The organism is Pseudomonas sp. A125 (genome assembly GCF_055409485.1).
Map to the genome: position 1 here is coordinate 38,390 of NZ_JBUZVP010000024.1, position 20,080 is coordinate 58,469.

The 20,080-nt window shown below is 61.3% G+C and carries 17 protein-coding genes; 7 read left to right on the forward strand and 10 right to left on the reverse strand.

Features of this window, described 5'->3' with window-relative positions; translation table 11 throughout:
• Positions 1–5: 5 nt before the first annotated feature.
• The 9 genes from ACZRN6_RS26590 to ACZRN6_RS26630 all read right to left on the reverse strand — a co-directional run bounded on the left by ACZRN6_RS26590 (position 6) and on the right by ACZRN6_RS26630 (position 11,269).
• A complete protein-coding gene (locus ACZRN6_RS26590; protein WP_464009223.1) occupies positions 6–3,068 on the reverse strand; it encodes an efflux RND transporter permease subunit in 3,063 nt (1,020 codons plus the stop codon).
• A gap of 13 nt (positions 3,069–3,081) precedes the next feature.
• Complete coding sequence (locus ACZRN6_RS26595) at positions 3,082–4,209, reverse strand: efflux RND transporter periplasmic adaptor subunit (protein WP_464009224.1); 1,128 nt, start codon at positions 4,207–4,209, stop codon at positions 3,082–3,084.
• A gap of 174 nt (positions 4,210–4,383) precedes the next feature.
• A complete protein-coding gene (locus ACZRN6_RS26600) occupies positions 4,384–5,118 on the reverse strand; it encodes a histidine-type phosphatase (protein WP_464009225.1) in 735 nt (244 codons plus the stop codon).
• A complete protein-coding gene (locus tag ACZRN6_RS26605) occupies positions 5,119–5,673 on the reverse strand; it encodes a histidine-type phosphatase (RefSeq protein WP_464009226.1) in 555 nt (184 codons plus the stop codon).
• Between the two features lie 70 nt (positions 5,674–5,743).
• Positions 5,744–7,021, reverse strand: coding sequence for a histidine-type phosphatase (locus ACZRN6_RS26610; protein ID WP_464009227.1), 1,278 nt, complete (start codon positions 7,019–7,021; stop codon positions 5,744–5,746).
• A gap of 16 nt (positions 7,022–7,037) precedes the next feature.
• Positions 7,038–7,748: a porin gene (locus ACZRN6_RS26615; RefSeq protein ID WP_322146522.1), complete on the reverse strand. Its 711-nt coding sequence runs from the start codon at positions 7,746–7,748 to the stop codon at positions 7,038–7,040.
• Positions 7,749–7,870: 122 nt separating this feature from the next.
• Entirely contained in the window at positions 7,871–9,232 is a 1,362-nt protein-coding gene (locus tag ACZRN6_RS26620) for an MFS transporter (protein ID WP_464009228.1), read from the reverse strand.
• 48 nt (positions 9,233–9,280) lie between these two features.
• Positions 9,281–10,105: an inositol monophosphatase family protein gene (locus tag ACZRN6_RS26625; RefSeq protein WP_322146526.1), complete on the reverse strand. Its 825-nt coding sequence runs from the start codon at positions 10,103–10,105 to the stop codon at positions 9,281–9,283.
• Between the two features lie 147 nt (positions 10,106–10,252).
• Positions 10,253–11,269 carry a LacI family DNA-binding transcriptional regulator gene (locus ACZRN6_RS26630; protein ID WP_322146528.1) on the reverse strand — a complete coding sequence of 339 codons (1,017 nt, stop codon included), beginning with the start codon at positions 11,267–11,269 and terminating at the stop codon, positions 10,253–10,255.
• A gap of 144 nt (positions 11,270–11,413) precedes the next feature.
• On the opposite strand from ACZRN6_RS26630, the gene ACZRN6_RS26635 reads away from it, so the two are divergent.
• Positions 11,414–12,019, forward strand: a complete 606-nt coding sequence (locus ACZRN6_RS26635) for a TetR/AcrR family transcriptional regulator (RefSeq protein ID WP_464009229.1) — start codon at positions 11,414–11,416, stop codon at positions 12,017–12,019.
• Positions 12,020–12,212: 193 nt separating this feature from the next.
• Positions 12,213–12,671: an REP-associated tyrosine transposase gene (locus ACZRN6_RS26640; RefSeq protein WP_464009230.1), complete on the forward strand. Its 459-nt coding sequence runs from the start codon at positions 12,213–12,215 to the stop codon at positions 12,669–12,671.
• A gap of 115 nt (positions 12,672–12,786) precedes the next feature.
• On the opposite strand, the gene ACZRN6_RS26645 is transcribed toward ACZRN6_RS26640, so the two are convergent.
• Positions 12,787–13,227, reverse strand: coding sequence for a GlcG/HbpS family heme-binding protein (locus tag ACZRN6_RS26645; protein WP_322146534.1), 441 nt, complete (start codon positions 13,225–13,227; stop codon positions 12,787–12,789).
• Between the two features lie 268 nt (positions 13,228–13,495).
• Here ACZRN6_RS26645 and gcl point away from each other — a divergent pair, with 268 nt between their 5' ends.
• The 5 genes from gcl to pyk all read left to right on the forward strand — a co-directional run bounded on the left by gcl (position 13,496) and on the right by pyk (position 19,963).
• A complete protein-coding gene (gene gcl, locus ACZRN6_RS26650) occupies positions 13,496–15,271 on the forward strand; it encodes a glyoxylate carboligase (RefSeq protein ID WP_076015203.1) in 1,776 nt (591 codons plus the stop codon).
• Between the two features lie 10 nt (positions 15,272–15,281).
• On the forward strand, positions 15,282–16,064 hold the full coding sequence (hyi, locus tag ACZRN6_RS26655) for a hydroxypyruvate isomerase (protein ID WP_464009231.1): 783 nt from the start codon (positions 15,282–15,284) through the stop codon (positions 16,062–16,064).
• Between the two features lie 163 nt (positions 16,065–16,227).
• Positions 16,228–17,118 (forward strand): 2-hydroxy-3-oxopropionate reductase, encoded by an 891-nt coding sequence (locus tag ACZRN6_RS26660; RefSeq protein ID WP_322146540.1) that lies wholly within the window; start codon positions 16,228–16,230, stop codon positions 17,116–17,118.
• 144 nt (positions 17,119–17,262) lie between these two features.
• Positions 17,263–18,558, forward strand: a complete 1,296-nt coding sequence (locus ACZRN6_RS26665; RefSeq protein ID WP_322146542.1) for a glycerate kinase type-2 family protein — start codon at positions 17,263–17,265, stop codon at positions 18,556–18,558.
• Positions 18,548–19,963: a pyruvate kinase gene (pyk, locus tag ACZRN6_RS26670; RefSeq protein ID WP_464009232.1), complete on the forward strand. Its 1,416-nt coding sequence runs from the start codon at positions 18,548–18,550 to the stop codon at positions 19,961–19,963. Before ACZRN6_RS26665 ends, pyk begins: the two co-directional genes overlap by 11 nt.
• Positions 19,964–20,080: the final 117 nt, after the last annotated feature.

Here is a 20,080-nt window from a genome sequence, read left to right on the forward strand (position 1 = left end):
TGCCATCAGACCGCTTCAGCCGGCTGGCGACTGAAACGCTGCCCCAGGCCGTGCATGGCGAGGAAGATCACCGGCGTGGAAAACAGCGTCAGCAGCTGGCTCAACAGCAGCCCGCCGATAATCGCGATGCCCAACGGGTGACGCAGCTCCGAGCCAATCCCGGTCCCCAGCGCCAGCGGCACCGCGCCGAACAGCGACGCCATGCTGGTCATCAGGATCGGGCGGAACCGCAACTCCGCCGCCTGGCGGATCGCAGCCGTCGGGCTCAGGCCGCCCTCGCGTAATAACTCCAGGGCAAAGTCGACCATCATGATCCCGTTTTTCATCACGATGCCGATCAGCAGCACAATGCCGATCAAGCCGATAATGTCGAACTGCGTGCCGGTCACCAGCAGCGCCAACAAGGCCCCGAGCGCCGCCGACAGCAGCGTCGAAAGGATCGTCACCGGGTGCACGAAGCTCTCGTACAAAATCCCCAGCATCAGGTACACCACCACAATCGCCGCCACCACCAGGAACACCTGGTTCGACAACGACTGCTCGAACGTTGCCGCCGCGCCTTCCAGGTTAGCCTGCACCGACAGCGGCAAGCCGACCTTGGCCTCAATGTCCTTGAGCCGCGTCACGGCCGCGCCAAGGGTCTGGCCGGGGGCGAGGTTGAAGGACACGTCGGCATAGGGAAACTGGCCCAAACGGTTGATAGTCACGGGCGCGCGCACCACCTGCATGGTCGCCATGCTCGACAGCGGCGCGACACCGCCGCCCGGAATATCCACGTACAAACCCGTGAGCAAGTCCGGCAAATTGCGCGGCGGGTGGTCGGTGGCGATCACCACGTGATACTGGTTGAGCTGGGTGTAGATAGTCGAAACCTGGCGCTGGCCAAACGCGTCGTACAGCACATCGTCGATCGCCTGGGGCGTGATGCCCAGTCGCGAGGCGGTAGCACGGTCAAAGGTCAGCTGGATCTGGTTGCCGAACTGCATCGCCTGGCTTTGCACATCGGTGAACATTGGGTCTTGCTTGATCGCCGCCAGCAGCTTGGTGGTCCAGGTTTCCAACTCGTCCGGGTCGGTGGCTTGCAGGCCCAGGCGGTAGCTGGTGGTGGACACCGTGGCGTCGAGCGTCAAGTCTTGTACCGAGTGCAGGTACAGGCGGATGCCAGCGTCGTCGGCATTGGCATCGGAGAGCCGGCGGATCACGTCGCTGGCGCTGTCGCGCTCGCCGCGCGGCTTGAGGTTGATCAGCAGGTTGCCCTGGTTGATGGTCGGGTTGGTCTGGTCGATACCCACGAAAGACGACAGGCTTTGCACCGCCGGGTCCTTGAGGATCCGGGCGGCGAGGCGTTGCTGTTCGGTCTGCATCTGCTGGAACGAAACCGTCGGCGCCGCCTGGGAAATGCCCTGGATCAGGCCGGTGTCCTGCTCGGGGAAAAAGCCCTTGGGCATGATCACCAGAATCAACAGGGTCAGCGCAGCGGTCAGTGCTATCGAGATCAGCGTCAGCGTGCGGTGTGCCAACACCCAATCCAGGCCACGCACGTAGTGGGTATTGATGCGGTCGAAGAAATCCGCACGGCGCGCCTCGTGCTTATTCTTGAGCATCCGCGCGCACATCATTGGCGTGAGAGTCAGCGAAATGAAGGCTGAAATAACGATGGTCACGGCCACGGTCATGGCGAATTCGCGGAACAGCCGGCCGACCACATCGCCCATGAACAGCAGCGGGATCATCACTGCAATCAGCGCAATCGACAGCGAAATAATCGTGAACCCGATCTGCTCCGAGCCCTTGAGCGCCGCCTCCAGCGGTGAGTCGCCGGCCTCGATATAACGCGTGATGTTTTCGATCATCACGATCGCGTCATCCACCACAAACCCGATGGCGATGGTCAGCGCCATCAGCGTCAGGTTGTTCAGGGAGAAGCCCAACGCATAGGCCACCGCCAGGGTGCCCACCAGCGTCAGCGGAATGGTGACGGCGGGAATGATCGTGGCCGGCACGTTGCGCAGGAACGCGAAAATCACGATCACCACCAGCGCGATGGCCATGGCCAGTTCGTACTGCACATCAGTGACCGAGGCGCGGATGGTTTGGGTGCGGTCGGTGAGCACATCGACCTTCAAGGTGCCCGGCAAACTCGCCCGCAGCTTGGGCAGCAATTGCTGCACACGGTCAACCACTTGGATCACGTTGGCGCCGGGCTGGCGCTGGATATTCAGCACAATCGACGGCGTGCTGTTGGTCCACGCGGCCTGGCGCGGGTTCTCCGGGCCCTGGGTGGAGCTGGCGATCTGCGACAGGCGAATGGGGGCGCCATTTTTATAGGCGATCACCAGGTCGCGGTATTCCTCGGCCGATTGCAGCTGGTCGTTGGCGCCAATCGAATATGCCTGGAACTTGCCGTCGATGTTGCCCTTGGCCTGGTTGACGTTGGCCGTGCCGAGGGAGGTGCGCAGGTCATCGATGGACAGGCCCAGGCTGTTGAGCGCCGAGGTGTTCGCCTCGACCCGCACCGCCGGGCGCTGGCCGCCGCTGATGGTCACCAGGCCGACGCCAGTGATCTGCGAGATCTTCTGCGCCAGGCGTGTGTCGGCCAGGTCTTCGACCTTGGTCAGCGGCAATACATCGGAGGTCAGCGACAGGGTCAGCACCGGCGCATCCGCCGGGTTGACCTTGCTGTACACGGGCGGGTACGGCAGGTTGGCCGGCAAGAAGGTGCCCGCGGCGTTGATCGCGGCCTGCACTTCCTGCTCCGCCACGTCCAGGGACAACGACAGGTCAAATTGCAGGGTCACCACCGAGGCGCCGTCGGAGCTGGTGGAGTTCATCGATTTAAGGCCCGGCATCTCGCCGAGTTGGCGCTCCAGCGGCGCGGTAATGGAAGAACTGACCACGTCCGGGCTGGCGCCGGGGTACTGGGTGAACACCTGGATGGTCGGGTAATCCACCTCCGGCAATGCCGACACCGACAGCAGGTGATACCCCAACAGGCCGAGCAACAGCACCGCGACCATCATCAAGGTGGTGGCCACAGGGCGTTCGATAAAGGGCCGCGAAATGTTCATGCTCGGCAGCTCCTCACTGGGCGACGACCTTCACCGCCGATCCGTCATCCAGTTTGTCGGCGCCTTCGGTGATCACCTGCTCGCCCGGCTTGACCGCGTTTTCGAGTACTGCCGAGACATCGCCCATGGACGGGCCGGTTTTGATAGTGCGCAGGCTGGCCTTGTCGCCATTCACCACGAACACGAAATCTCCCTTGCTGCCATGCTGGATCGCCCGGGTGGGCACCACGGCAACCTGAGTCAAGGTGTCGGCTTTCAGGCGCGTATTGACGAACTGATTGGGAAAAAGCGCATTGCCCGAATCATCGAACTGCGCCTTGACCTTGATCGTGCCGGTGGTGGTGTCTACCTGGTTATCCAGGGCCAACAGGCTGCCGGTGGCCAACAGGGCTTTTTTATTGCGGTCGTAGGCCAATACCGTCACGGCGCCACGGCCCAGGGCCTGGTTGATAGCGCCCAGGTCGTCCTCGGGCACGGCGAACACCACCGTGGCCGGGTTCATCTGGGTAATCACCACGATGCCGGTGGTACTGGTGGTGGTGACGTAGTTGCCCGGGTCTACCAGGCGCAGGCCCCCCACACCGTCGACCGGCGAGGTGATGGTGCAGTAGCTGAGTTGCACTTCAAGGTTCTGCACATTGCCCTGGTCGGCGGCCACAGTGCCCAGTTGTTGCTGGACCAAAGAGGCCTGGGTGTCGACAGTTTGCTGGCTGGTGGAGCCGGCCTTGACCAGTTCGCGATAGCGCGCCAAATCGCGCTGGGCATTGCTCAACACGGCCTGGTCGTGGGCCAGGGTGCCCTTGGCCACCGCCAGTTGGGCCTTGAGAGCACGGTCATCGATCCGCGCGATCACCTGGCCCTTAGTGACGTGCTGGCCTTCCTTGAACTCCACGCTGCTGAGGATCCCATCGACCTGGCTGACCACGGTCACGCTGCGCGTCGGGGTGACGGTGCCGAGGGCATCGATGTACACCGGCACGTCCTGCAACACCACGGGCACCACGGCGACCGGTTCGCCGGTGGCGGGCGGCCTGCCTTTATGCCCACCCGCGAAGAAGTGCAAACCCAAGGCAATCAACAACGCTACCAGTAACAACGTGCCAACTGCCCAGGCGAACGTACGTCGTCTGCTTTTCTCCACGGTTTTTCTCTCGAACGCCGAAATCAGGATGGAGCGATCGCACCCTTTGGCTGATCGCTGCCCTGAACTCTAGCAGCGCGTTCGACGTGTGCCTGTACGACCGTGAATACGTTCAGCATCAAGACAGACATAGTCAGCCGCAGCCCCCGAGGCACGGGGGCCGCGTACCGATCATCAACGATAGCTGTAGGCCGTCAGCGCCGTACGGTCAATGTGCTGTTCCAGGCGTTTGAGCGCTACGTCCATCGGGCACAGCAAACCTGCCTGGGTGCGAACACAGCCTTCGCCGCTGGCAAGGTCTGCATGCAAGGGCGGCTGCGCCGTGGCCAGTGGCGCCAACTGGCGGATCTGGTCCAGGGATTGCGCCTCGAACGCCACCCGCAGGAAATAGCGCCCGGTCTTAAGCTGCTTGTAGCGTTCGAATTGCAGGCTGCCTACCGGCGGAATGTTGCCTTCGAGGTAGTCGCCCAGGGCCCAGCGAAAGCCCAGCATCGTACGCAGGTAGGAGATGTTGGTGTCGTGGGCGACCAGTAGGGTAAACCGCGCGTCCGGCGGGTTACCCAAGGCATCATTGACGGCTTGGGGAGTGCCCTGTTTGAGGGCCAGGGAAATCTGATTCATCAACTGCGAGCCGCCACGGCTGGCGATGTAGAGGCTGTCGTTGATGAAGTCGTACTTGGCCTTGGTCAACGTGGTCAATTGCGCCACCTGCGCCGACGTGACGCCATGGCCGAACGCAACCTGGTCCAAGGGCAGGCCTTCGCTGTATTCCAGGCGGAAGGTTTCCCCAAGATTGGCTTCAAGACTCAAGCCTTTGATTGCCACACGACCCTCTTCATCTTCGACCAATTGCCAGGGTTGGTCGCGGTATTGGCACGCTGTGGCCTCAGCGCAAATGACGTTGCGCAACTACTGTTCGGCGCCGCGGTAGCGGGCCTGGGCGCCAGCAACACTACCGCCCATGCGTGCGAGCACACTGTCTTCGGCGCGCTGGGGATCGAGGCGGGCAAACGGCATTTTATCGGCCTGGAACAACGCGTCCTTGTCGCCCTGCACCACGCTCGGTTGCAAGCCGCAACCGGGGAACAGGCCGTCGAGCAACGCCGTGGCGGTAGCCTGGGTCCGTTGCAATGGGCTGGCGCGCACAAATACTTCGCCAGGGGCCGGGCAGCCGTTGGGCAACAAGCCCGCAGCGCGCAGCACCTGGCCACGGTAGCGACCCATTTCCACCGCCGCCGCGTAGCCATGGCCGGTCAGGTGTCCGTCTGGCACCGACCACTTCGGCAACTCGCGGCCGGTGACCTTGGCCAGCTTCGCACTGTCGGTGGGCGGTCGCACGCCATGGCGGCTGACCTGCACCACCTTGTCCAGCACAAAACCGTCGGCGGGCGCGGCCTGCACCGACTGCACCGAGACCACGCCCAGCAATAACAAAGGGATGACGCGTGTGAGAAAAGACAACATACAAGCATCCTGTTTCGGGTGAACGTACGAGCCATTCCCGCTCATGGCAAACGGGAATGGCCGCGCAGGGTCAAGGGTAGCGGTAAGCCGTCAGCGCCGAGCGGTCAATTGCATGGCCCGTGCGTTCGACGAATTGCGCGATCGGGCACAGGGTGCCGACAGCGGTGTGTTGGCAGCCAGGCTGATCGAAGTCCACCTGCAACGGCGGGTGCGCTGCGTCCAAGGGCTGCAGCGCGCGGATCTGGTCCATGCCCTGGGTAATGAACCGCGTGCGGACAAAACGCTCACCGGTCTGGCTGTCGCGGTACCGTTCAAACGCCAGTGTGCCGGTGGGCGGGATATTGCCCGGTTGGTACTCGCCAAGCTGCCAGGTAAAGCCGAGCATGGTGCGCAGGTGCGAGATATTCGTGTCGTGAGCCACCAGCATCAACAGGCGCGCGGGCGGCGGGTTGCCCAGTGGGTCATTTTTTTCCAGCACCGTGCCCTGCTCCAGGGCCAGCACAATCTGGTTCATCAACTGCGAACCCCCACGGCTGGCAATGTAGGCCGTGTCATTGATGAAGTCGTATTTGGCCCTGTGCAAGCGCCCCAGTGCCGAGACTTGTGCTGCATCCTTGGCGTGACCAAAGGCCACGTCGGCCAGGGGCATGCCTTCGCTGTATTGCAGGCGAATGGTCTCGGCCATGGACGAGGCCTTGTCCAGGCCTTTGATCTTGAAGCGCCCGCCATCACCTTCCTTCAGTGCCCAAGGCGTATCGAAGAACGGGCAGGCTTTGCCGGTTTCGCACACAGCGTCTTTCAGGCGTTCCAGGTCCGGTCGCAAGCGCTCCTGGGCCGCTTGAAGAGTGCCGCCGAGGGCTTCAAGAATCTGCGCCTTGGCAATGGCCGGGTCGAGTTTGGCGAAGGGCATTTCATCAGTCTGGAACAACGGGTCAGGCTTGGTCCGCGCCCGGGCCTTTTCGCCACAACCGGGGAACATGCCGTCCAGCAGCGCGGCGGCGGTGGCGCGGGTGCGCTGCTTGGGGCTGGCGACGGCGACCACACTCCCAGGTGGCGGGCAGCCGTTAGCCAACAGTCCCGCAGTGCGGTAATGGGCCGCCTGCCAGGCGCCCATCTGGCTGGCCGCCAGGTAGCCATGGCCGGTCAGTTCGCCGTCCTGCACCAGCCACGGTGTCCAGTCGCGGTCCGTGGCCTGCACCAGCTTGTCGGTGTCGGTGGGCGAGCGCACGCCATGGCGGCTGACCTGCACGGCTTTTTCCAGCACGTAGTGGCTGATTTCAGCGGCCTGAAGGCCCGCACACAGCGTGAGCAAGGCGATGGCCAGGCCCGTTCGTTTGAATACGGTCATGCGCAGTCTCCCTTGATCAGAATTCATATTTGAAACCCAGGCGATAACGCGCCTGGCGCTGGTCGGTGTTCTTGTCGACGTACACGTCGGCGACTTCCAGGTACGGCGTAAATTGTTTGTTGACCTTGTACTCAAACAATACCTTATTGCTGTAGTTAGTCTTGGTGCCGTCAAACACGACTTGGTCGCTGTAAATTTGTTTGCGGCCGACACCTACCGACAACGGCCCAAATTTGTATTTGGCACCCAACTCAATCACATTATCTTTTTTATCCTCCTTGCCCGACGCGTCGTAGTTAGTGAGCTTGTAGTAATAGCCCGGCGTAATGGAGAACTTTTCAGTGAGGGCGTAAGAAACTTTCAACGAGGGTTTATAGGACTTCTTGTCCTTGGCCACGGCATACGTGAACTTGGGCTTGACCTTCCAGTGCGGCCCCAGCTTGTGGCTGTACTTGACCTTGGCCTTGAGTTCGTCCTTGGTCAGGCGCGAAAACGCCTTGCCGGGCTGGCCGTCCTTGTCGGGCGCGGTGTTCATCACCGACTCGAACGAGAACGCCAGCCCATTGTCGAGTGCCTGGGTGAGCATGACTTTGTCTTTATGCTCGCGATCGACTTCCGAATACTGATGTTGGTAATCAAGTTCCAGGGCCTGGACGGTGGTAGAGGCTACCATCACACCGATCAACGAGATCCGCCTGATGGCTTTCTTGTTAGGGTTAACGCTCATTTTTTTCATCTTCGCACCTGTTATTTTTATTTTTAATGTCAAGACAACTTCCCACGACGGCTTTCCAGACGCGCAGACGTACTCCTTGCTGCTCACTCGGATTGTTCTGAAACACGGGTTTATCAGTCAGTTAAAGGCTTGGCCAACGCATGCCGTTGCCGGCGGTAAACCTGCCCGGAAAACAGCGCGGTCATCAGTACCGAGACCAGTGAGGCACCGATCCAGAACAGCGACAAAGTATGGAAGTCGTACAGCTTGCTGCCGTCTGCGGCCAGGGTGGTGCCGTGCTCGATCAGCACGCCGGTAAGAATTTCACCCGCCGCCGCCCCCGCATAACTGGCGATCCCGATCATGCCCAGTGCCGCACCGGCAGCGCTTTTGGCGGCGATGTCCACGGCCATCAAACCGCCGAGGAAACACAGCAATGCGCCCATGGACAAGCCAAACAGCATCATCGCCGCCGCGTCCAGCCAGTAATGGCCACCCGGCAGGAACAACATCATCCCCAGGGAGGCACTGTTCATCAGGCCAAACAGAACCGCCAGGCCATGGCGCCGGCCACTGAAGAAACGGTCGGAGATCAGCCCGCTCAACCCTGTGCCGACAATCCCGAATACGCCGGTAATGGAGATCAGCGCCGAGGCCGACAGCGTGGTGTAGCCCTTGGCGTTCTCAAGGAAAAACACGCCCCAGGAAATCACTGCATAACGGCCGATGTACATCAGGCACGACGCCAGCGCCAGCAACCACAGCGCCGGGTTCTTCAGCAGCGCCAGTTGTGCGCCCCATTTGCCGAGGGTCTTGGAGACCATTTCGGTACGGCCGCCGTCGACTTCGGCAAAGCCTGCGCTTTGCGGCGAGTCGGCCATGAACAAGTAAATCAGCAACATACCCAGCAACCCCATCGCGGTGGCCAGCCAGTAACCGTATTGCCAACCCCAGGTCACGATCATCGCCGCGACCGCAATGTAGGTCAGTGCTTCGCCGAGGCTGTGGGCAATCGACCAGAAGCCATAGAACGTGCCCCGCTCCTTGTCCGAATACCAGCGCGACAGCGAGACCACGCACGGCCCAACACCCATGGATTGGGCCCAACCGTTGATCCCCCAGGCGATGGTCAGGATCACGGCGTTGGTGGTCAGGCCCATGCACGCATTGACCACTGCGCTGATCAACAAGCCAAGCATCATGAAGCGTCGCACATTGGCGTGGTCCGCCAGGAAGCCATTGACCAGCTTGCCCACGGCATAGGTGAAAAACAGCGCCGAGCCGATCATGCCCAGTTGCGTCGGGCTGAGGATGTTCTGGGCCACCAATGCAGGCTTGGCAACGTTGAAGGAAAGCCTGCACACGTAGAACAGCGCATAGCTCAAGGACATGGATAAAAAGGTCAGCCAGCGTGCGCGGCGAAACCTGCGGCCATCGGGGTCGTCGACACCGGGCCTGGCCGGTGCGGCATGGAACAGTTGCAGGATGGATCTCATGGCGGACAGTCTCCTATTGTTATTATTGGCTGTACGTTGAAGCGAGACTCAGGCCTCCAGTGACGGGCCGATCAGGCCAGCCAGTTGCGGGTAGACCTGAGGGCTGGCCACCAGCAGTGGGTTGCCACTGAGCAAGCCATCGCCCCGCAGGAAATCACTGCAGCGCCCACCGGCCTCACTGACCAGCACCAGCCCTGCTGCACAGTCCCAACTGTTGATATGGGTTTCGTAGTAGCCCACCAGCCGGCCGGCCGCGACATAGGCAATCATCAAGGCGCCGGAGCCGTTGCGGATGAACATGCCGCCGCTCTCCAGCAACCCGCAAAGAAACGGAATGAAGTGCTCTTTGCCACGTCGGTGGGAAGTGCCAACTCCGGTCACGCCGTAGCGAATATCCGCGGCCTGGCTGACACGAATCGGCGTGTCGTTGACGTAGGCGCCCAGGCCACGGCAGGCGTGGAAAAGTTCGTTATGGTTGGCGTCCGCTACTGCACCCAGCCAGGGCTGGCCGTCCACCAACAAGCCGATGGACACACACCAGGTGTGCAGGCCGTTGACGAAGCAACTGGTGCCGTCGATCGGGTCCACCACCCACACGCAGCGGGCCTGCAATCCGTCGGCGCCGCCCTCCTCGCCGACAAACCCGTCCGCGGGGAACTGCTCGGCCAGACGCGCCTTGATAAACACCTCCAGTTCCCGGTCAGCGACGCTGACGACGTCCTGGGGTACCGAATCCTTGTGCTCAACGTTCAACTGCTCGCGCTGACGGTAATACGCCATACCGCGTTGGGCCGCCTCACTGGCGACCTCACGTGCCAAGGCATACCGTGCTGCCAGCTCATCCAGGTCCGATAACGTCTGTGCCTGACTCATAAACCCAACCTCTAAACGCTGATTGCACACGTGTGCAATCATCCTGGAAAAAAAAGTGAAGGCAAGCCCTTTGCGAAGGCCAACCGATCACCGATTACTGCTCATACAACACGAAATAAATTTTCTCTTCAAGTAGGTTATGAAATTTTATTTCTGAATTAGCGTACTGCCGCGCTCAATCAACGTCACCGGCACCGGCTCAAACTGCGCGATCCGCATGAAATTCTCGCCGCGGGCCACAATCGCATTCACCGCCCGTTGCGCCAACTGCACACTGTCTTGACGCACAGTGGTCAGGTCGTAGGCCAGTTGCGAGGCTTGGGCGATGTCGTCAAACCCGATCACCTGCACCTGTTGCGGCACTTGTATGTTCAAGGTGAAGCGCAGCGCATCGAGTGCGCCCAGGGCCAACATATCGGTCGCACAAAAGATTCCATCGGGACCCTCGCCCTGGCTGAACAACGCCAGCAATGCCTGGATTCCGCCCTGGTAGCCCGGGGTTTCATTGAACACCGTCTGCGCTTCGAGGCCGTCTTCGGCCAAGCGTTCGGCAAACCCCAACCAGCGCTCCCGGCTACTGAAGTTATGCTCGCCCTGGCCAATGAACGCCAGGCGCCGGGCCCCACCCTTCAACAGCGCCTCGGCCGCCATTCGCCCGCCGGCCCGGTTATCACTGCCGACGACTTCAGCGCCGGCCAGCTCATGGCCACGGTTGATCATGGCCACGGGAATCTGCCGGTCCAGGTAGTGCTGGACCACCGACAAGGGTGGCGAGGCCGAGGTCAGGATCACCCCGGCAATCTGGTAACTCAGCAAGGCGTGCAACGACTGCTCAAGCTGCTGCGGATCGTCGGCATTCATCAGCAACGGCATCAAGCCGCGACGGCTCAGGCTATGGGCGATGGGGCTCAAGAGGCTGGCGCGAAAGGCGCTGTCAAAACCGGCGGTGACCACGCCGACAAAGTTACTGCTGCCCTTGTTCATGGTACGGGCGATCATGTTGACCTGATAACCCAAGGCCTTGGCTGCGGCCATTACTTTTTCGCGGGTAGCAGGGGCCACGCTGGCGCCGGCGGTGAACGTACGCGAGACCGCCGACCGGGACACACCGGCATGCCGGGCCACATCAAGGGAGGTAATCACGTTTTTGTCAGAAGCGTCCATGGTCAACCCGCCCACTGCGAAAGAGGCGTTACGTTAATGGCAAACGCACCTCAAGGAAAGCGCGCAACGGTGCATTCTTGAGGCCCGCGCAAAGCCGGTGCTACCATGCCCCACCGCCTGTCTTGGCAAGGAACCTCCCGGTCTATGAGCACCATTCGCGAGCGCAACAAAGAACTGATCCTGCGGGCTGCCAGTGAGGAGTTTGCCGACAAGGGCTTCGCCGCGACCAAAACCAGCGACATCGCCGCCAAGGCCGGGCTGCCCAAGCCCAACGTTTACTACTACTTCAAGTCCAAGGACAACCTCTACCGCGAGGTGCTCGAGAGCATTATCGAGCCGATCCTGGCCGCCTCCACGCCGTTCAATCCTGACGGCGACCCCAAGGAAGTGTTAAGCGGGTACATCCGCTCAAAAATCTGCATCTCGCGGGATTTGCCGTTCGCCTCGAAAGTGTTCGCCAGCGAAATCATGCACGGCGCCCCGCACCTGAGTACCGAGCAGGTGGAACAGCTGAACGCCCAGGCCAAGCACAACATCAACTGCATCCAGAGCTGGGTGGACCGGGGGCTGATCGCACCGATCGACCCCAATCACCTGATGTTCAGCATCTGGGCGGCAACACAGACGTACGCAGATTTTGACTGGCAGATTTCGGCGGTGACCGGGAAGGCCCGGCTGGATGAGGCGGATTACGAGGCGGCGGCGCAGACGATTATCCGGTTGGTGTTGAAGGGGTGTGAGCCGGACTGATAGACCGTGGTGTAGTCATCGCAGGCAACTGGATTTGTGCCGGACACAGAATGTATGAACGACAGAGGTCCCCTGTGGGAGCGGGCTTGCCCGCGATAGCTATCTCCCGGACACATCCCGCCAAAATCTGGAACACCCCTTAAAACATTCCCATCTAGCCTTTCAGAACTCACTTCTGCAAAGGGGCAACGGAATGCCTGATCTACCCGCTTCATCTCGTCTACGCACAGGCCGCTATAACGAACCCAACCGAATTTATCTTCTGACCAGCAACACACTGCATCGCGAACCCATATTCAGCAACTTCAAGCTAGGCAGACTGGTGGTGCAGCAATTCAGAATTGCGCAAAACCAGCGATTGGCAACCTCACTCGCCTGGGTAGTGATGCCCGATCATTTCCACTGGTTGATTTCGCTGGAAAACGGTTCGTTGGCTGACCTGATGCGCCAAGTCAAATCCAAAAGTACTCGAGTCGTGAATGCCGTTGGCGGGCGAAAAGGGCGTCTTTGGCAACCAGGTTTCCATGATCATGCCGTGCGGCGCGAAGAAAACCTTGAGGGCATAGCTCGGTACATCGTGGCCAACCCCTTGCGGGCGGGGCTGGTGAAAAAATATGGCGACTACCCACTGTGGGATGCGATCTGGCTTTGACTGGAGACCGAGTTGCCGCCATCGCGGGCAAGCCCGCTCCCACATTTTGATTTGTGAATACATTCAACTGTGGGAGCTGGCTTGCCTGCGATGACTATCCATCAGTCACTTCAAATCAGGCAGTTACCCCCGCATCCGCCCACAACCCCTGCCCCTCGATGGCACTGATCGCGCACTGCTCGTCAATATCCGACGTATCACCACTGATCCCGATGGCCCCCAGCACCACGCCAGCCTGATCCCGAATCAATACCCCGCCCGGTGCCGGCACCACGCTGCCCTGCCCAAAACTGTTCAACGCCGCAATAAACGCCGGCCGCTGTTGCGCATCCAGCGCCAGCAATCGCGAGCCCTTGCCCAGGGCAATCGCCCCCCAAGCCTTGCCGATCGCGATCTGCGGGCGCAACAGGCTTGCGCCATCTTCACGCTGCAACGTAATCAAATGCCCGCCGCTGTCGAGCACCGCGATGGTCAGCGGTGCCGACGAAATGGTGCGGCCTGCCGCAATGGCGTGGCTGGCCAGGTTGACTGCGACTTTCAAGGTTAAAGCGCTCATGGGTGCCGTCCTTATCTTGTTATGGGGAAAGCCGTGGGGCTCTGTTTGATCAGAAGCCGGATCCAACAAATAGAACACAATAGATTTATTTTTTGTATACAATATTTCGAAACATACGCGCCACATGTCGAAAAAACCTTATCCAGGAGCCTTCCGACGAACGTAAAGGTCAGCCAAGAAAATGGATTGACCTGCCCCGCTCGCCGTGAATACACTTCGGACAAACACCACTTGTATACAATTACAAAACGCAAGAGGCACCAAAACCATGAGCAAAATGAGAGCAATCGAAGCCGCCGTCCTGGTGATGCGCCGTGAAGGGGTCGACACCGCCTTCGGTATCCCGGGCGCCGCGATCAACCCGCTGTATTCGGCCTTGCAGAAGGTCGGTGGCATCGATCACGTCCTTGCTCGCCACGTTGAAGGCGCCTCGCACATGGCCGAGGGCTACACCCGCACCAAGGCCGGCAATATCGGCGTGTGCATCGGCACATCGGGCCCGGCGGGCACCGACATGGTCACCGGCCTGTACAGCGCCTGGGCCGACTCGATCCCGATCCTGTGCATCACCGGCCAGGCGCCGCGTGCACGGATGCACAAGGAAGACTTCCAGGCTGTCGACATCACCAGCATCGTCAAGCCGGTGACCAAGTGGGCGACCATGGTGATGGAGCCCGGCCAGGTGCCGTATGCCTTCCAGAAAGCCTTTTATGAGATGCGCTCCGGCCGCCCTGGCCCAGTGCTGATCGACCTGCCGTTCGACGTGCAAATGGCCGAGATCGAATTCGACATCGACGCCTACCAGCCGCTGCCCCTGGCCAAGCCGTTGGCGACCCGCATCCAGGTGGAAAAAGCCCTGGCACTGCTGGACCAGGCTGAACGCCCATTGCTGGTGAGCGGTGGCGGCGTGATCAACGCCGACGCCAGCGAACTGTTGGTGGAGTTCGCCGAGTTGACCGGCATCCCGGTGATCCCGACCCTGATGGGCTGGGGCACGATCCCGGACGATCACCCACAGATGGTGGGCATGGTCGGCCTGCAAACGTCCCACCGTTATGGCAACGCCACGATGCTCAAATCGGACGTGGTGCTGGGCATCGGCAACCGCTGGGCCAACCGCCATACAGGTTCGGTGGAGGTGTACACCGAGGGCCGAAAATTCATTCACGTGGACATCGAGCCGACGCAAATCGGCCGTGTATTTACGCCGGACCTGGGCATCGTTTCCGACGCCGGTTCTGCCCTGACGATGTTCATTGAAGTGGCCCGCGAGTGGAAAGCCGCTGGCAAACTCAAGGACCGCAGCGCCTGGCTGCACGATTGCCAGCAACGCAAGGCCACCCTGCACCGCAAGACCCACTTCGACAACGTGCCGGTCAAGCCGCAACGGGTGTACGAGGAGATGAACCAGGTGTTCGGCAAAGACACCTGCTACGTCAGCACCATTGGCCTGTCGCAGATTGCCGGCGCACAGTTCCTGCACGTCTATAAACCCCGCCACTGGATCAACTGTGGCCAGGCCGGCCCGTTGGGCTGGACCATTCCGGCGGCGCTGGGTGTGGTCAAGGCAGATCCGACCCGCAAAGTCGTGGCGCTGTCGGGCGACTATGACTTCCAGTTCATGATCGAAGAGCTGGCGGTGGGCGCGCAGTTCAAGCTGCCGTACATCCACGTGGTAGTGAACAACTCCTACCTGGGGTTGATCCGCCAGGCCCAGCGCGGGTTTGAAATGGACTACTGCGTGCAGCTGTCCTTCGACAACCTCAATGCGCCGGAACTCAACGGGTATGGCGTCGACCACGTAGCCGTCGCCGAAGGCCTGGGTTGCAAGGCCCTGCGGGTGTTCGAGCCAGGCCAGATCCAGCCTGCACTGCGCAAGGCTCAGGAAATGATCGAAGAATTCAAGGTTCCGGTGATCGTTGAGATTATTCTGGAGCGGGTGACCAATATTTCCATGGGCACCGAAATCAACGCCGTCAACGAATTCGAAGACCTGGCACTGGTGGGCAACGACGCACCGACCGCCATCTCACTGCTCGATTAAGGAGAACCCCATGCCGCGTTTTGCCGCCAACCTGTCCATGCTGTTTACCGAACAGGACTTTCTTGCCCGTTTCAAAGCCGCCGCCGACGCGGGCTTCAGTGGCGTGGAATACCTGTTTCCCTATGAATTCAGCTCGGCTGAAATCAAGGCGCAACTCGATGCCCACGGCCTGTCCCAAGTGCTGTTCAACCTGCCGGCCGGTGACTGGGCCAAGGGCGAACGCGGCCTGGCGTGCCACCCGGATCGGGTCGAGGAGTTCCGCGCCGGGGTCAACCTGGCCATCGCCTACGCCCAGGTACTGGGCAATACCCAGATCAACTGCCTGGCGGGGATTCGGCCTGCCGGTGTGGATGACGCGACGCTTGAAAAAACCTTCGTCGCCAACCTCAAGTACGCCGCCGACAAGCTGCAGGCGGTGGGCATCAAGCTGGTGATGGAAGCCATCAACACCCGCGACATTCCGGGTTTCTACCTGAACAACACGGCGCAGGCCCTGTCGATTCGCGAGCAGGTGGGCAGTGCCAACCTGTTCCTGCAATACGACATCTATCACATGCAAATCATGGAAGGCGACCTGGCCCGCACCATGGCTGCGCACCTGGGTGAGATCAACCACATCCAGCTGGCAGACAACCCGGGGCGCAACGAGCCGGGCACCGGTGAGATCAACTACCGCTTCCTGTTCGAACATTTGGACCGCATTGGTTATCAGGGTTGGGTCGGCTGTGAGTACAAGCCGTTGACCACCACCGAAGCGGGTTTGGGTTGGTTGAAAACCCATAACGCGATCTAACCCACAACACAGAACCCAATGTGAAAGCAGGGCTTGTGTGGGAGCTGGCTTGCCTGCGATGCAGGCAACTCGGTCTCTCAGTTAAACCGAGGTGATGCCATCGCAGGCAAGCCAGCTCCCACAAAAAGCAGCTCTCACATCGAATAAAGAGAGGATTTTCGTCATGGCTAAAATCGGATTTATCGGCACCGGCATCATGGGCCAACCCATGGCCGCCAACCTGCAAAAGGCTGGTCACCAGCTGTTCCTGTCCGAGCACCACGGCAAGGCCCCGGCCGAGCTGATCAACGCGGGCGCGGTGGCCCTGGCCAACCCGCAGCAAGTGGCCCAGGAAGCCGAGTTCATCATCGTCATGGTGCCCGACACCCCGCAGGTCGACGATGTGCTGTTCCGCGCCGACGGCGTTGCCGCTGGCCTGGGGCCGAACAAAGTGGTGATCGACATGAGTTCGATATCACCTACCGCTACCAAGGCCTTCGCCGCGAAGATCAACGAGACCGGCGCGCGCTACCTCGACGCTCCGGTGTCGGGCGGCGAAGTGGGTGCCAAGGCCGGCACCCTGAGCATCATGATCGGCGGCGACCCGCACACCTTCGAACGCGCCCTGGCGCTGTTCCAGGCCATGGGCAAGAACATCACCCTGGTGGGCGGCAATGGCGATGGCCAGACCGCCAAGGTGGCCAACCAGATCATCGTTGCGCTGAACATCCAGGCGGTGGCCGAAGCGCTGCTGTTCGCCTCAAAAAACGGCGCAGACCCGGCCAAGGTGCGTGAAGCGCTGATGGGTGGTTTTGCCTCCTCGAAAATCCTCGAAGTGCATGGCGAGCGGATGATCAAAGGCACCTTCGACCCGGGCTTTCGCATCAACCTGCACCAGAAGGATTTGAACCTGGCGTTGGCGGGTGCCAAGGAGCTGGGGATCAACCTGCCGAACACCGCCGGTACCCAACAGGTGTTCAGCACCTGCACCGCCATCGGCGGCGGCAACTGGGACCACTCGGCGCTGATCAAGGGCCTGGAGCATATGGCGAATTTTTCGATTCGCGATAAATAACCCCTGCCCTTCCCTGTAGGAGCCGGCTTGCCGGCGATGAGGCCAGCAGCTTCACCGCCAGCCTTCAGGCCGCCATCGCCGGCAAGCCGGCTCCTACAGTTTTTTGCATTGCCTCTAATAACAAGAACCCCCGGGAGCCCGCTTATGTCGGTCGATCCGCAACACCTGCTTCGCGAGCTGTTTGCCACAGCCATCGACGCCGCCCACCCCCGGCAAGTCCTCGAACCTTATCTGCCCGCCGACCGCAGCGGCCGCGTGATCGTGATCGGCGCCGGCAAAGCCGCCGCCGCCATGGCGCTGGTGGTGGAAAACTGCTGGCAAGGCGAAGTCACCGGCCTGGTGGTCACCCGTTACGGCCACGGTGCGCCCTGCAAGAAAATCGAAGTGGTCGAAGCCGCGCACCCGGTGCCGGATGCCGCAGGCCAAGCCGTGGCCAAGCGTGTGCTGGAGCTGATCAGCAACCTGGGCGAAGACGACCGGGTGATCTTTCTGCTGTCTGGCGGTGGCTCTGCGCTGCTTGCCCTGCCGGCCGCCGGCATCACCCTGGCGGACAAGCAAACAATCAACAAAGCCCTGCTCAAATCCGGCGCCACCATTGGCGAGATGAACTGCGTGCGCAAGCACCTCTCGGCAATCAAGGGTGGCCGCCTGGCCCGAGCCAGCTGGCCGGCCACGGTCTATACCTATGCGATTTCCGATGTGCCGGGCGACCAGGCCACGGTCATCGCGTCGGGGCCTACCGTCGGCGATCCGAGCACTTCGCAACAGGCGCTGGCAATCCTCAAGCGCTACCAGATTGAAATCCCGGCATCGGTACGCAGTTGGCTGCAAAGCCCGGAGTCGGAAACCGTCAAACCCGGCGACCCGGTCCTCGCCCGCAGCCACTTCCAGCTGATCGCCCGCCCACAGCAATCGCTGGAAGCGGTGGCGGTAAAAGTTCGCCAGGCCGGCTTCAGCCCGCTGATCCTCGGCGACCTGGAAGGTGAAGCCCGCGACGTGGCCAAGGTGCATGCTGGCATCGCCCGGCAGATCATCCAGCACGGCCAGCCGCTGGCGGCGCCTTGCGTGATCATTTCCGGCGGCGAAACCACTGTGACGGTGCGCGGCAATGGCCGTGGCGGGCGCAATGCCGAATTCCTCCTTAGCCTCACCGACAGCCTCAAGGGCCTGCCCGGCGTCTACGCCCTGGCCGGTGACACCGACGGCATCGACGGCTCCGAAGACAATGCCGGCGCGATCATGACGCCCACCAGCTACGCCCGCGCCGAGGCCATGGGTTTGAGCGCCAGTGATGAGCTGGACAACAACAATGGCTATGGCTATTTCGCGGCCCTCGACGGGTTGATCATCACCGAGCCGACCCGCACCAACGTCAACGATTTTCGCGCCATTCTGATTCTTGAAAGCCCTGAAAGAGAGTCCCCTGAACATGACGCCTGACAAGAAGGTCAAAATCCTCGCCACGCTGGGCCCGGCCACCGACAGCATCGACGACATCCGCGAGCTGGTGGAAGCCGGGGTGAACATCTTTCGCCTGAACTTCAGCCATGGCGATCACGCCGACCATGCCCAGCGCTACCAGTGGATTCGCCAGGTGGAGCGCCAGCTGAACTACCCACTTGGCATCTTGATGGACCTGCAAGGGCCGAAACTGCGGGTTGGACGTTTTGCCGAGGGCAAGGTGCAACTGATTCGCGGCCAGGCCCTGCGCCTGGACCTGGACCCAACGCCTGGCGACCAACGGCGAGTCAACCTGCCGCACCCGGAAATCATCGCGGCCCTGCAGCCCGGCATGGACCTGTTGCTGGACGACGGCAAGCAGCGCCTGCGGGTGATCACCAAGCACGCCGACGCCATCGACACCACCTTGCTCAACGGCGGCGAACTGTCGGACCGCAAAGGTGTGAACGTACCCCAGGCGTTGCTGGAACTCAGCCCGCTGACGGCCAAGGATCGCCGCGACCTGAGCTTCGGCCTGGAGCTGGGTGTGGACTGGGTGGCACTGTCGTTTGTGCAACGCCCGGAAGATATCCGCGAAGCCCGCGAGTTGATCGGCGACAAGGCGTTCCTGATGGCCAAGATCGAGAAGCCGTCGGCAGTGAAACACCTGCGGGAAATCGCCGAACTGAGCGACGCGATCATGGTCGCCAGAGGGGATCTGGGTGTGGAAGTGCCGGCGGAAAGCGTGCCGCAAATCCAGAAGGACATCATTGGGATCTGCCGCCAATTGGGCAAACCGGTGGTGGTGGCCACGCAGATGCTCGAATCCATGCGCTTCTCCCCGGCGCCGACCCGTGCCGAAGTCACCGACGTGGCCAATGCGGTGGCTGAAGGTGCGGACGCGGTGATGCTCTCGGCGGAAACTGCTTCCGGTGAATACCCGCTGGAAGCTGTGCTGATGATGAGCAAGATCATTCGCCAGGTGGAAAACGGCCCGGACTATCAAACCCAGCTGGACGTCAGCCGGCCCAAGGCGGATGCCACGGTGTCAGACGCCATCAGCTGCGCGATTCGCCGTATCAGCAGCATCCTGCCGGTGGCGGTGCTGGTGAACTACAGCGAATCCGGCACCTCCAGCCTGCGGGCCGCACGGGAACGGCCGGCAGTGCCGATCCTGAACCTGACGCCGAACCTGTCCACGGCGCGGCGCCTGAGCCTGGCGTGGGGCGTGCACTCGGTGGTGAATGACCGGCTGCGGCAGGTGGATGAGGTGTGCTCCACGGCGCTGGAGATTGCCCAGGCCCAAGGCATGGCGCAGCGTGGGGATACGCTGGTGATTACCGCTGGCGTGCCGTTCGGGCAGCCGGGGTCGACCAATTCGCTGCGTATCGAGACGTTGATCTAGCGCCTGTAAGGGCCTCATCGCGGGCAAGCCCGGCTCCCACAATTTGATTTGTGAACCCCTTCAAATGTGGGAGCTGGCTTGCCTGCGATTGGGGGCAACTCGGTCCCTCAGACTCAC